9 protein-coding genes and 1 other RNA gene are annotated in these 14,244 nt (G+C 35.9%); 3 read left to right on the top strand and 7 right to left on the bottom strand.

Going from position 1 to position 14,244, the window contains the following annotated elements; genetic code table 11:
• Positions 1–53: 53 nt before the first annotated feature.
• From ABS768_RS04675 to ABS768_RS04660, 4 genes are all read right to left on the bottom strand, one after another.
• Positions 54–1,472 (bottom strand): RagB/SusD family nutrient uptake outer membrane protein, encoded by a 1,419-nt coding sequence (locus tag ABS768_RS04675; protein ID WP_408073817.1) that lies wholly within the window; start codon positions 1,470–1,472, stop codon positions 54–56.
• 10 nt (positions 1,473–1,482) lie between these two features.
• Positions 1,483–4,572, bottom strand: a complete 3,090-nt coding sequence (locus tag ABS768_RS04670; protein ID WP_408073816.1) for a SusC/RagA family TonB-linked outer membrane protein — start codon at positions 4,570–4,572, stop codon at positions 1,483–1,485.
• Between the two features lie 241 nt (positions 4,573–4,813).
• Positions 4,814–7,564, bottom strand: coding sequence for a helix-turn-helix and ligand-binding sensor domain-containing protein (locus ABS768_RS04665; protein ID WP_408073815.1), 2,751 nt, complete (start codon positions 7,562–7,564; stop codon positions 4,814–4,816).
• Between the two features lie 60 nt (positions 7,565–7,624).
• On the bottom strand, positions 7,625–8,845 hold the full coding sequence (locus tag ABS768_RS04660; RefSeq protein ID WP_408073814.1) for an NAD(P)-dependent oxidoreductase: 1,221 nt from the start codon (positions 8,843–8,845) through the stop codon (positions 7,625–7,627).
• Between the two features lie 201 nt (positions 8,846–9,046).
• Here ABS768_RS04660 and ssrA point away from each other — a divergent pair.
• The 3 genes from ssrA to ABS768_RS04645 all read left to right on the top strand — a co-directional run bounded on the left by ssrA (position 9,047) and on the right by ABS768_RS04645 (position 12,011).
• Positions 9,047–9,446, top strand: a transfer-messenger RNA (tmRNA) gene (gene ssrA / locus ABS768_RS04655).
• 311 nt (positions 9,447–9,757) lie between these two features.
• Positions 9,758–10,981, top strand: a complete 1,224-nt coding sequence (locus ABS768_RS04650; RefSeq protein WP_408073813.1) for a site-specific integrase — start codon at positions 9,758–9,760, stop codon at positions 10,979–10,981.
• Positions 10,982–10,991: 10 nt separating this feature from the next.
• The gene (locus ABS768_RS04645) at positions 10,992–12,011 is read left to right on the top strand and encodes a PDDEXK nuclease domain-containing protein (RefSeq protein WP_408073812.1); all 1,020 of its coding nucleotides are present in this window, start codon (positions 10,992–10,994) and stop codon (positions 12,009–12,011) included.
• Between the two features lie 411 nt (positions 12,012–12,422).
• On the opposite strand, the gene ABS768_RS04640 is transcribed toward ABS768_RS04645, so the two are convergent.
• The 3 genes from ABS768_RS04640 to ABS768_RS04630 all read right to left on the bottom strand — a co-directional run bounded on the left by ABS768_RS04640 (position 12,423) and on the right by ABS768_RS04630 (position 14,240).
• A complete protein-coding gene (locus ABS768_RS04640) occupies positions 12,423–12,842 on the bottom strand; it encodes a hypothetical protein (RefSeq protein WP_408073811.1) in 420 nt (139 codons plus the stop codon).
• Between the two features lie 298 nt (positions 12,843–13,140).
• Positions 13,141–13,674, bottom strand: a complete 534-nt coding sequence (locus tag ABS768_RS04635) for a hypothetical protein (protein WP_408073810.1) — start codon at positions 13,672–13,674, stop codon at positions 13,141–13,143.
• 80 nt (positions 13,675–13,754) lie between these two features.
• A complete protein-coding gene (locus tag ABS768_RS04630) occupies positions 13,755–14,240 on the bottom strand; it encodes a hypothetical protein (RefSeq protein WP_408073809.1) in 486 nt (161 codons plus the stop codon).
• Between the last annotated feature and the right edge of the window lie 4 nt (positions 14,241–14,244).

Below are 14,244 nucleotides of genomic sequence, written 5' to 3'. Positions count from 1 at the left end.
AGTAAGATATCTTCCCCTCATATCACTATGAGAGGAAGATTTAATTTTATTTATTAATAACCAGGGTTTTGAACCATTTCAGGAGTTTGTATCAACTGATTGTAAGGTATTGGGAATAACTCATGAGTACCTACAATAAAAGTTTTACCGTTTGCCTGCATAGCAGCCTGTGCCTGCCCCGTTCTAACAAGGTCAAACCATCTGTCGTGTTCAAAAGCAAGTTCAAGTCTTCTTTCTTTCCATATTGCCTGTCTAAGAGCATCTCCTGAAACTCCCTCTACAGGATCAAGACTAACTCTCTCTCTAACAACGTTTAAGTTTGAAAGCGCTGTAGCAGTATTACCTAACTCATTTGCAGCTTCGGCAGCGATAAGGTAAATTTCACCAAGTCTTAGTACACGTATGTTTTTATCACCATCACTATCACCTGCATTAGCACTAGAGTACGCTTTTTCATTATACATTGGGTTTTCAACCGATGCACTTACTTCACGACCGTCAAATAATGTCTCACCTGCAAAAATGATTGTAGCATCTCTACGAATGTTATCACCTTCAGCATTAAATGCATCAAGAAGGTTTTGTGACGGAATATTGAAACCCCATCCCCATCCGCTGGTACCACGGGCACCCTGAGTTTGAGAGTATTGTTGTACACCATGAGCTACTGATTCTCCCCTTGCCTGTACTTCAAATATAGACTCTGTACCATTTTCGCTGCTTGCTCTCCAAAGAACTGAATAGTCAGTTTCAAGTCCGTACTCACCGGAAGTGATTACAGTTTGAGCCATATTATAAGCTTCCTGCCATTTTTCCTGATACAGGTATACTTTAGATAATAGTGCCTGAGCAGCACCTTTTGTAGCACGACCTAAATCTGCAGCTGCATATTCGCTTTTTTGTGGCAACCTATCGATTGCATCTAAAAGATCCTGCTCTATATAATCATAAACCTCCTGTTTAGGAACCCTGTTTACAAGGCTTATATGTTGTAACGGAACGTCTCCCCAACCTCTTACAAGGAAAAAGTAGTTATAAGCTCTAAGAAACTCTGCCTCACCTATTAGACGGCTTCTGTGCTCATCTGTTATATTTCCTTCATAAGTTTCTGTTGTTTCGATAGCTATAGTAGCACGACCAATGGCTTTATACCAGTTTGACCACATAGCACCAAATGATCCTGAGCTACTAGTAAATAATAACTGATCCAGCTCTTGTTTGTCACCTCCCGTATCTGAAGGTGAACTTCCTTTATCTGCATTATCAGATAAAATCTCAGTAATTCCTAGGTATGAGAATGCATAATCCCACTCGGTAAGCTGACCATAAATACCTATAACAAGCTCATCTGGAGTAGCTTCTCCAACCAGCTGGTCTTCCCTTGAAGGGACATCCAGATAATCTTCACTACAGCCTGCTAAAAAAGCAGCTGCAAAAAACATACAAACTATTTTTCTATATTGTTTTTTCATAATGCCAATTTTATAATGTTAGAGATACCCCAAAGATGAAACTCTTGGTATTAGGATAAGCTGAAAGCTCTATACCTGTAGTTTCTCCCGGCTTACCATTACTGTTGATCTCTGGTGTAAATCCAGAATATTTAGTAAACAGGAACGGGTTTTGAGCTGTACCATAAATCCTTATGGACTCTATACCGTTAAATACCTGATTAAATGTATATCCTACCGTAATATTGTTAATTCTAAAGTAATCTCCGTCTTCAAGGTAGTAGCTTGAAGCCCTTGAATCTCTGTTTGCACCCGGCTTAGAGTTTGAAGTACCAGGACCTGTCCAACGACCGTTAAACATCTCTGTAGAGAAATTCTCACCACCGTCGATACGAGTACCGTTAAGACCGTTATAAACCTTATTACCTCCTACACCATAACCATCAACAGAGAAATCTAAATTTTTGTAGTTAAAACCAACGTTAATACCGTAAGTGAATGTAGGTATATATGAACCGAAATTCTTTTTATCTGCATCGTCAATTTTGCCATCACCATTTTGGTCAACATATTTTAACTGACCTGGTTGTGCACCTGCAATGTGTGGATTAGCATCAATCTCATCCTGAGTTTGCCATACTCCGTTTGCCTCATACATCCACCAAGAGTAAATAGGTTGTCCTTCAGTAAGTCTTTTAGTTACCTGACCGTTAGCCAAACTACCGCCTATATAACCATCATAAGCCGGTTTAATGTTTTGAACTGTATTTTTGTTATTAGCAAATGTACCACCAACAAAGTAGCTAAAGTCGTCACCAATAGTATCTCTCCAGTTAAGGCCAATTTCAAAACCTTCGTTTAATATATCACAAGCTTCATCATAGAAAGACTGGTTGTATGGTGAATTGAGTACCGGATTAATATTTAAATTTGCATTATCTGTTAACCTGTGATAGTAATCAAAACTACCTGTTAACCTTCTGTCAAGTACTTCAAAATCAAGACCTGCATTCCATTCTTTTGTAGTTTCCCAGGAAATTGGGAATGTAGGAGATCCGTTATAAGCACCAAAAACTAAATCCTGGTTAGGTCCAAACACATAGTTATATGAGCCACTATCATTACCACGAGATAATACCTGTGTGTTAAACGGTACTGCAGCATTACCCATTTCTCCATAACCTCCTCTTATTTTAAGGAAATTAATACCGTTTACTTCGCTAAAGAAGTTCTCTCTTGAAATAACCCATCCTCCTGAAACAGAAGGAAAAGTACCCCAGTATTCACCTCCATCTACAAAAGTACTGTTACCGTCTCTTCTAACATTAGCAGTAAGAAAGTACTTTTGATCAAAGTTATACTCTATACGTCCAAAGTAAGATAGCATGTGAACCGGAGTATTATAGAACTGAGAGGCCTCTGCAGTATAATTACCTGTTGCCATGTCTATATTCCAATACTGTTCCTGATAAGGAACATTCCAGTCTTTAACTCTTGTAGTATAAATATCATTTCTTTTATCTTTTGTTATACCACCGATTACGGTGAAGTTATTTTTACCAAAAGATTTATTAAGCGTAAAGAAGGTATCCCAGTTGTAACGGAAACTTTCTACATTTTCATACTCTAATGAGTTATTAGCCCAAGTTACAGATGTTGGACTACCTGTTTGATTATCCAAAAACTGCTGTTCGGTTCTTGTAGGATCGTTAGTTAACCAACGTCCTTTAATATCATTAAAAACTCTTTTCTTAGAAAAACTCTTTGTAAGTCCCAGTCTTGAATTAACTTTTAACCAGCTTGTTATCTTAAGTTCTGCATCAAACATACCCTGTAGGTAGTCCATGTTAATTTCCTCATTCTGGTAATAAACATTTGCTAATGGGTTACCTATAGAGTTTAATCTACCTATACTCTCACCATCACCTGCTTGATAACCAACTACACCTGTTGTAGTATTATAAAACGACTGACCAAAAGCACCATTTGCGTAATGAGTAGGTACTATAGGAGCCTGTCTGTATGCGTCATTAAAAGCTCCAAAAGGTTTAGGGTTTGTTTTGGTATGAGCGTAAGTAACATTTTGACTTAATTTAAGCCTGTTATCAAATAGTTTAAATGAAGTATTTGAACGTAATGTGTTTCTTGCAATTTTTTGTTGATCAAGAATACCGTCTTCAGCATAATTATTATAACTAAAATAATAATCAGCTGTCTCACTACCTCCTGAGATAGCAATGTTGTTGATTGTAGTTTTACCTAAATCAGTCGTTTCATCTAACCAATCAGTATCATACGGCTGGTTTTCCTGTAAAAAGCCTGAAGTTCTTCCCTGGAAGGTAAGGTTTTCATTAAAGTAGGTTACATATTGGCTGGCATTAGCCATTTCTACTTTGTTAAGCAATGATTTTACTGCATAAGATGAACTCGCAGTAATATTCATTTTACCTGATTTACCTTTTTTAGTAGTAATAAGAATTACACCGTTAGCCGCATTAGAACCATATATAGCTGCAGATGAAGCATCTTTTAATATATCCATGGTAAGTATATCTCCAGGGTTAATATTATCAATACTCCCCACAACAATACCATCTACAACATATAAAGGACTACTATTTGCAACAGCAGTACCTAATCCCCTTACTCTTACAGTAGGAGTAGCTCCCGGAGCATCATTATTAATAATGTTAACACCGGCAACTTTACCCTGAATAGACCCCATTGCGTTATACTGAGGCTGTTTAGTAAACTGCTCAGCCTTAACAGTACCTACAGCACCGGTTAAGTCAGATCTTTTAGTTGTTCCGTAACCTACTACAACCACCTCTTCAAGAACAGAGTCTGAGCTCGGCTTCATAGCCACACTCATATTAGCAGTAGCATTTACAGTTAGGTTGTCATAGCCTAACATTGAGAAAGTGATAGGTTCACCCTCTTTAGCCTCAATGATAAATTTACCATCTAAATCGGCTGTAGTACTTGTGTTAGATTGTGTAGCCACAATATAAACATCAGGAATCGGTAGTCCGCTTTCATCGACAACCGTTCCTGTTATTTCCTGTGCGTAGGTTATGTAACCACCCAGCATAAGAAATAGCCCAAGAATAAAGTTTTTCATAAATCGATTATGTTAAAGTTAGTTGAGACTAAATTACCAACTATAACGATGTAGTGTTAGCTTTTTAAGCATATCTTAACTACATCATACTACAAAAAAAACATTATAAAATACTATAAAACAAACAGTTAAAACTAATAAAAGTACATCATTAAAACTATTAATGATGTAGTATTGATGAGTTGTAATATGGTAAAATAGCCGCCTTAAAAATGAGTTTTAGATAAAAAAATACCCCCAATTATAGATTAATCATAAACCTATAGAGACTTTCTTCCTTATCTATATCCAGTTTTTTTCTCAAACGGTAACGATGTAGTTCTACCCCGCGGTAAGAAATATTCATTAACGGAGCAATTTCTTTTGATGATAAATTCATCTTTAAATAGATGGAAAGTTTAATATCTTTTGCAGTAAGTGAAGGATACAATTGAGACAATTTATCTACAAATTCTTCATGGCTTTTGAAAAGGTTTTTCTCAAAACTTTGCCATTCATTTTTACTAAGCGAACTCGTTTTTATAATTTTCCTTATTTTGGTTTTAAGATCATCGCCTTCAGCTTTACTCTCCAAAACCTCCTGAATACTTTCAATCATCTCACTATGCTTGGCTATGGATAATGATTTCCCCGCAACTTCAGAGGCTTTATTTTGCACTTCCATTTCAAGCATATGTTTTTCGTGCTGTTGCTGCCTAAGTTTGTTTTCGGCATCCATTTCTACCTCCAGTATTTCCTTTTGGTGTTTCAGTTCCTCCTCATGTAGCCTGATTTTTTGCAGATATCTCACTTTATTCCATCTGTAGTATAAAAAGAATACGGTAGACACGACAAGGATGTAAACTAAAATCATCCAGCCCGAAAAATACCAGGGACGCGCCACTACAAAATCAAAAGAAGCCGTTTCAATATATTCTTTACCATTATTATAGTATATCTTAAAATCCTGACTGCCGCTGTTAAGGTTATTTAAGATTATACTTCCGTTTTTAACAGGAATATAATCGCCAGAATCATTAAGCCTATAAAACAAGTCTGGTTTACTGTAACCGTAATAGTCAGCAACAACATTGATTTCTACAGGCTGATTATATTTTATTTTAGTTCCGGCAGAGATAAGTTTACCATTATAAAAACTCTCTAATAATACTGTTGCCGGTTTTTTAGTGGTTTGAGTATTATTAAAAGTCAGGAATCCATCGTCAAGATTAATAAGTAATCTTTTTGCATCCTTAAATACACGGGTATCCTCCATTATGAGTTTCCCCTGATAGTATTTTTCCGGCAACAAGTGCCACACAAACATTTCGGCTTCTCGTGTTATCAGGTATAAAAGTCCGTCCTTTATAACTAAAAACCTGTTATCGTCAATTGCCGAAACATCTGATATGTCTTTAAAAGATGTATTAAACACAGGGTTTTGTTCCAGCTTTGCAGTAATACTATTATAAGTGTACCAGCTATTATCTATATAAAAGAGTATCTCGTCCCTAAACCTGAATATTTTGACCGCATAATCATTATTAATATTATTTTTTTTTGAAATATCGGTAAAGCTTAATGTATTAAATCCTGAATCATAAGTTATACGATATAAGCCCCTGTAATTATCGGCAGCCCAAATCTCGCCGGGTTTGCTTTGAGCCATATTTTTAAGCGGTTTGCTAAGGCTGTCTATACGTTTATAATTAGCAAGGTTATTAATATCCCTATAAACAGCTAACCCCGCATAATTAGCCTGAAAATAAGCATTATCATAATCACTTTTTATAAAACGCCAACCACCGTTTATGGGACTTTTTTTTATGAAAGAATTTCCGTTATACACAAACGTACCTCCGTTATGCCCTATAATATACTCATCACCATGCTTATAAATATCCCAAACCTGATCCTGTGAACCAGGTATAGCCTTTAAGTCATTATTTTTATACTCAAATAATCCGTGATTTGTAGCAAAAAGATAATAATCTCCGGTAGCCGAAAGTGAATATACCGAACCTAATACCCCCGAATTATCCTGAAAAACCGATATGGGTGAATTTACCTCAATATGGGCAATACCGTTATCCAGTCCAAGCCATAAATCATTTTCCCTGTCAAGAGTCACACTAAGTACAGCGTTATTTTTTAAGGTATTTTGTCTGTTAATATTATAATACTCACCTGTATTTATATTAATTACATAAATCCCCTGAAGAGCAGTACCTATAGCCAGCCTGTTATTATCAATAAATTTAGCACATAGAATTACATTTTGCTTTAAAAGATTGTTTAACGGAAAGCTCCATGGAGCAATACCGTTTTCATTCCCCACAAAAACGCCTTTATTCTTAGTAAATACATATATTTCACCTGAAGCCTTATTAAGCTCCATACCATGAATAACGTTTAGGTTTAGTTCAGACCAGCCCTCAAGATGCACAAACTGATTCCCTTCCATCCTGTATACTCCGTTTTGTACAGAGGCCACGTAAACAGTATTATCCAGAACATAACAATAAGAAACTAAGGAAGGAAACTTAACTCTCTCAATAGTCTGCCCATCACTTATATATAAAGCATTAAATGACTGAAAGTATAATTTATTATTGTGTTTGAATATTTTCCAAATTTCCTCATTATCCCAAGTCCCGGTAAAAACATCTTTTCCTTTAGAGAGGGATATATATTCCATTTTTCCGTCTATCCTTTGCCAGTAACCAAACTCACGGTATGAACCACTATAAATCCTATCACCATCGGGATAAATAGAGCGTATAATAGTTTTATTAGGGAGTGAATATTTTTCCCATTTTACGCCATTATATCGTAAAAAGTAATGATTGTTTGCAAAATACAAAGCATTATCATCTCCCTGACAGCTACTCCATACCTGATTATCCCCACTGTAGTCTGATTTCGTAAAGTTCTCTACAAAAGGTAGTAAGTCCTGGGCGGTAAGTTTAATTGTAGTAAATAATAACAGGGTAAGCAGTACTCTTACTTTCATTATGAGGGTTGTTTAACTTACCAAAGTTAGCAAACAAATATGTTATAAAAAAAATGCCCCTTAATTATGGGGCACTTCGTTATTCTCACTTATAAAGTCTTCAAGATATTTAAACCTTTCAGTAAGGGCTCCGTTATGTGTAATAAGTGCCCTTTGCAGTATTCCATTAGCATCGTTATTAAATAAAGAAGGAATTACATGTTCCATGAACATTTGTCCAAAACCTTCACTCGCATCTTTTGGTAATTCGCATGGCAGATTATCTACCGCCATCACTGCTATGGCACTTGGATGAAACAAATCTACTTCCTTATTTTCTGACGGTAGGTAACCGTAAAAAGGATTTGCAATAGTAGACGAACGTATAGTACTGGCAACAGGCCCACCTACATCACAGGAAATATCGGCAACTACCTTAATTTTGTTATCTTTATCTGTAAGCATATCATTAGTTAATATAGCAGGAGAGCCATTAGCATAAAAATGTCCCGCTATAAAAATATCAGCAGCTTTAGCATACTTCCCAAAGTCCGATTCATACTTATCAGGATTTACATAAAAATCCTGCTTAGTAACCTCTTTGCCGTCTTTTCTTTTGTTATAATCTGTTACATCAAGTTGTGTATATACGGCCTCAGTATAGGTTTTTGTAAGGAAATTTTCGGGTGACACCTCTTTTATCCTAACAGCATCAAGTATAGACTTTGCCCCTTTACCTACCTTGCCTTTGCCGGTAAGAACTATTTTTACAGGAGGTAATGTAAGCCTTTTAAGTTTAGTTATTAACGCCTGTTTATCTGGTAACGTTTCGGCTTTGGGGAGGTCAAAAAGTTCATACTTAACGCCAAAAGCCCTAAAACAATTGTAAGCCCCTACAATACCTGCATACTCTCCAAAACCTATTAGCCTTTTATTATTGGCATCAACAATAGTCTCATGATCATATAAGTCGATATGCTTATTGATAATAGCCTGTAGCAGCTTTTTATTATAGTGTTGTTTTTTGATTGTATGCGAAAAGAAAAAATATTTTTTACCGGGTATAAGTACATCAACCGGCACTTCTTTAACGCCTAGTAATATATCGCAGTCGGTTAAATCGTCACTTAATTCAAAACCAAGTGCTTTATATTCCTCATCCTTAAACACCCTTATATCAGATGGTTCCACCTTAATTTCCGCATGTGGAAATCGCTCTTGCAGCTCTACCAGCTCCTGAGGTGAAAAAACTACTCTTCTGTCTGGTGGAGACTTCCTTTCTCTAATTATCCCGATTTTCATGATGGCTCTTTTAACGATGAATTATGTTACTATACTACACACGAAAACGTTTTTCATGAAATAATATAACTTTGTATCCTAAACAGTGCTCAAATATAACAAAAATAGAATGTATGGACAATGAGCTTATTAAAATAAAATTCGTTAAATTTGCATCCTGTTTGGTATTGTTTTTGACAGTATTTATACAGAATACTTACTGGGGTCGACTGGTTTTGACAGCAGGTCGAATTGAACAGTAAGCACGCCGAGAAGGAGACGATTCTCGTTAATCCCAAGTCTCAACTTTTTATAAACGGCGAAGAAAACTACGCTCTTGCTGCTTAATCTGAATTATAGTAAGATTTAAGCCTCGTTCCTACTAGGTAGGAAGGCGGGATTCTCCTGAAAAGCCTTGGTTTATGGCGTTTCGTATAGGAGAACCGTAAAAATAAACCTGGAAATCTTTTTGCTTCGCGGAGGTTTCGAGATTAAAGAAGCTAAGTGGTTTGTGGCAGTTTCCGGCCTTGCAGACTATCGAAAATCCAAGCGGAAACTAAGCGTGTAGAAAGCTCTTTAATTGCTTGTTTGGACCCGGGTTCGATTCCCGGCGACTCCACTTTGACGTTTTTAGCGTCTTGGAAATATCCAGTGGAAAACAGACAGAATGTCTTGAAAACCCTATAAAACCTGCAAATCTGAACGATTGCAGGTTTTTTTGTTTTAGCCTATAAAGTTCAAAATTTGCAAAAATGCACAAAATTCAAGCGGTATCGCGGGTGCAATTTGATGCAGAAAAAAAACTGCACCGAGAATTTAAAAAAATTGCATCTGAAGACAACCTAAGGCACTGAAAGACAAAGGGTAGCATGCTTAATGATTTCTAATGAATGCTTCATAATTCTATAGTATTAATTTTTAATCAAAAGAATTATGTTAGAGACAAGTTTCGGATTAAGCTTCTTTTTAAAGCCATCCACCAAGGAATCGAACTCTCGTTACCTTTATTTGAGGGTAACGGTTGACGGCATCAGAAAAGAGATTTCCACCAAAAGAAAATGGGATCCTAAGCGCTGGGATGCCAAATCTGAGCGCGCAATCGGTGCAAAAGAGGACGCCCGTAGTTTGAACCTATTTTTAGACACACTGGTCATGAAAATTAATCAGTTCAAGACAGATCTGATGTACACAGAAAAGACAATCACAGCACAGCGCATCATTGATTTTATATTAGGAAGGGTGGTCTCAAAAGCGTTGCTGCTGCAAGAATTTCAAAATCATAATGACGAGATGCGGCTACTGGTCCCCGCCGACTACGCTCTTGCCACCTACAAAAGGTATCACTACACCCGTGAACATGTCAGGAACTACATAACCTATAAGTATACTACAGAAGATATCGAACTGCGCGATCTCGACTATGATTTCATAAGCGGTTTTGAGATCTATTTAAAAACCATCAGAAATTGTAATAACAATTCGGCACTGAAATACATTTCATGTCTCAGGAAAATTATATTCCGCGCGATGGACAAGAATATAATCCCGTCCGATCCTTTTAGGGCATTCAAAAGGAAAAAGACTAAGACATTAAAAAACCCCTTGTCCCTTCAGGAATTGATTACTTTGGAAAATCATGCCTTCTCGACACAACGTCTCACCACCATCAGAGACATTTTTGTCTTCCAGTGCTATACTGGGTTAGCCTATATTGACATTTATAATTTACGTAAAAGTGATATAGGGATTGGAGTGGATGGAAAATACTGGATACTCTCATCCCGTAAGAAAACAGGTAATGAAACCCCTATACCATTACTTCCTAAGGCTCTGGAACTAATTGAGAAATATCAGAGTCATCCGGTTTGCCTGCAGCGCGAAAGTGTCTTTCCCGTATCATCAAACCAAAAGATGAATGAGTACCTGAAGGAAATCGCAGCTCTCTGTGGATTAGAACGCGATCTTAATACACATTTGGCCAGGCATACATTTGCCACAACGATTACCCTTACCAACGGCGTACCGATTGAGACCGTATCAAAAATGTTAGGACACAGCAGCATTCGTACGACCCAAGTGTACGCTAAGGTGATTGAGCAGAAGATTGGTGAAGATATGGACAGGCTGCAAACAAAGCTAACAGCAAACCTAACTTAAAGGCGTAATTATGGGAGATATTAATACCGAGAACCTGGCGCAAAAGGTGTCAGGTCTTTTACTCGATGCGCGCAGAAAAGTATTGCATACAGTTAATCATAAAATGGTAGTTACCTATTATGAAATAGGAAGGATGATTGTCGAAGAAGAGCAAAACGGAAAAGAAAGGGCCGCCTACGGTAAACAGCTTATTGCCGGATTGTCAAAAAAACTCACCGCCACTTTTGGAAAAGGTTTTTCACAGCGTAATCTTGAACAAATGAGGCAGTTTTATCTCGTCTACTCAATTCCGCAGACAGTGTCTGCGGAATTACAAAACACTGATTTTAAAGAACATAACTTCCAACTTAGCTGGTCGCACTACCTGAAACTGATGCGGATTGAGGATATTCATGAACGTAAATTCTATGAAATCGAATCTCTGAAAAATAACTGGAGTTTAGGCGAATTAAACAGGCAATATGATTCGGCACTATTTACCAGGCTTTCCCGCTCCAAAGATCAATCACAAGTCCTCAGACTTGCAAAAGAGGGTCAGTTATTTGAAAAACCACAGGACGCCATAAAAGACCCTTACATCCTTGAATTTATAGGTTTGCCCGAACAAGCAACCTATTCAGAAACGGAACTGGAGCAAAAACTAATAGAAAAGCTCGAATCATTTATACTTGAATTAGGAACCGGCTTCACATTTGTAGGCAGACAGGAGCGTATCAGTTTTGATGACAAGCATTTCAGGGTGGATCTGGTATTTTACAACCGTTTGCTAAGGTGTTTCGTACTCATTGATTTAAAAATAGGCGAACTCCGGCATCAGGATATAGGACAAATGCAGATGTATGTGAACTACTACGACCGGAAAGTAAAACTGGATGACGAAGGTAAGACTATCGGTATAATTCTATGCCAAAACAAAAGTGAAGCGGTGGTTGAATTTACACTGCCTGAAAATAACCAGCAGATCTTTGCCAGTAAATACATGACGGTACTGCCTAGCAAAGAAAGTTTAGCAAAGGTTATAGAATACTGACTTACATAGTAATTTCATACAATGGGGCAGAAATGCCCCTTTTTTCCCCAAATCAGAGACAGGTCTTAATAACAGTTCTTTGAAATAATCTGCGAGTTGTATCAAAAACCTGTCTTTCAAAAGGGTCAAACGAATTAAATATTCTGCTTTTCCCTCAATCGGTTGTAACATCGTAGCAAAAGAATAATATATCCTGGCCTAATACAATTGGACTACGATACCTGTTTTCTTTATAATTATTCAAGATTTAATGTATCTCTCAAAAGATAAGAAACAATCTTTAAAGAAAAGTCCTTAGTATTTAACTGTTTAAATACAATGTCAATTACCTTATGTTCTTTTGAGGGAAGATGTTAAGCTTTTGCTTCATTTTTCTCTTTTTTACATCCGTAAACATTTTATTAAACATATCTACTGCCTTACTTTAATTTGAGAAAATTGTTTTAACTGATAAGTCTCTTCTTTTCCTTCTCTAAAAAAAATAGTAATACTGTCTTCATATAACTGAGATTTACTTACCATTAAATCGGAAAACTCTTCAGGCAACTTTTTAAAAAGTAGCTTGTCTTTCATAATATCATAGAAAAAAATATTATTGTCATCCTTGAAAACATAACCATCAGTGCTAGCAGAAACATCACGCTCGGTTTCAAATGTATTTTCCTTGATTTTACCATCCTCAACCATACTGTAAGCTATTAAAGACCTATAACTAAATCCTGAACCACGACATAACATTATATAACCCTGCCTGTATAAAAATTTAGGAATCATTCCGTTAGGAGTTTGGCAATTCATATAAAAATTAAGTGTATCCACATCTGCACCCATTTTTATTGCAACTCCGTACTTATCATTATCTATCGAAATAAATTTGGCGTAGTCACCATTTTTAAAAACCGTTTCTCTTCCATCAGTACAGCTTAAAATTGTTCTTTATTTAAATTTATTTTTTCCAGAGCTCGAACTTTAACATTAGGATATTGTAATAAGGAATCTTTACAGCTTAATAACATCAATAATGCTAATAAAGCAGACATTTTACAAAAACTGCATTTGCTCTTTTTAAACTTATTCATATTTTTCCATTACTTTGAAACCCCCGTTAAATAAACGGTTTTTTTAAGCATTACAAACGTATTCTTTTAAAACGCCTAGGAAATAGAGTATCAATACTTTCCTCTTCCTGTTTATTTATTTTCCTGACCCAATCATTAAAATAATACTCAACTTCAATAATACTATCATTAACTATTCTTACTCTTCCAAATGGCTCACCAATCTGAGGATTATCAATATTATTAAAGGTCTTTCTTAGCCCTCTTTCATAGCTACAATCTTCATTTAAAGACCAGTAGAAGACTATTTCATTGTTAATAATTTTTGAGGGAAACCAGTAACTGCATGAAGGGATAAATTCATAGACAACTTTATTCGGTTTGAAAGTTAGCAACCAGAAACTACCTTCATCAGTCCATCCGTCAAGAACAGATTCATTTTCAATACTATCAATAGATGTAATTTTATTATCTTTTAATCGTTCTGGTATATGTATAGTCTCTACAGTTATCGTTTTATCCTCTTTATCCTTCCACACTTTAACCCCACAACTGAAACTTATAAATATTAAAATTCCTCCTAAAATTAAATTATTTCTTTTCATCTATATAGAATAAATTTTTGATAATAAACAAACCCCGCTTTTTAGCGGGGCTTATATAATTGATTATATTTTAATTTTATCTATTGTACTTTCCTAAAAGCTATATTATATTCCTCTAGTACTGTTCGGTTATATATTGAGTCTACAGGACATTTTTTATCTTCATAAATGTACTTAAACTGATTGCCATCAAAAAGAAGACAACATCTGATTTCACATTCCATATCAGAATCAGATTCCGTATTGAATTCTGATACATGAGAAATATACACCAACGAATCTTTAACAAATCTGTAAATGCAACTCTCTTTTCCAGTATCTGTACTTATATAATCCAATCTGCCTGAACTGACAAATATAATAGTATCAGGTAATTCTCCATTTAAACCTTCCTCGCCCACAATCCACTTAGTGTTTTTAAAATCGTCAAATCTTAAATCATTGGTATGATTGTTTTGAATATTTGCAACATTTTCATCAATCTTATCTTTATTGATTACTTTCTCTTTATTTTGACAACTAAAAAAAGTCGCCATTATAATTCCGAATAAAGCTTTTTTTATCATGATA

The sequence above is a fragment of the Flavobacterium rhizophilum genome, assembly GCF_046000485.1.
Taxonomy (GTDB): domain Bacteria; phylum Bacteroidota; class Bacteroidia; order Flavobacteriales; family Flavobacteriaceae; genus Flavobacterium; species Flavobacterium rhizophilum.
This window is presented reverse-complemented; position numbering and strand designations above follow the sequence as displayed.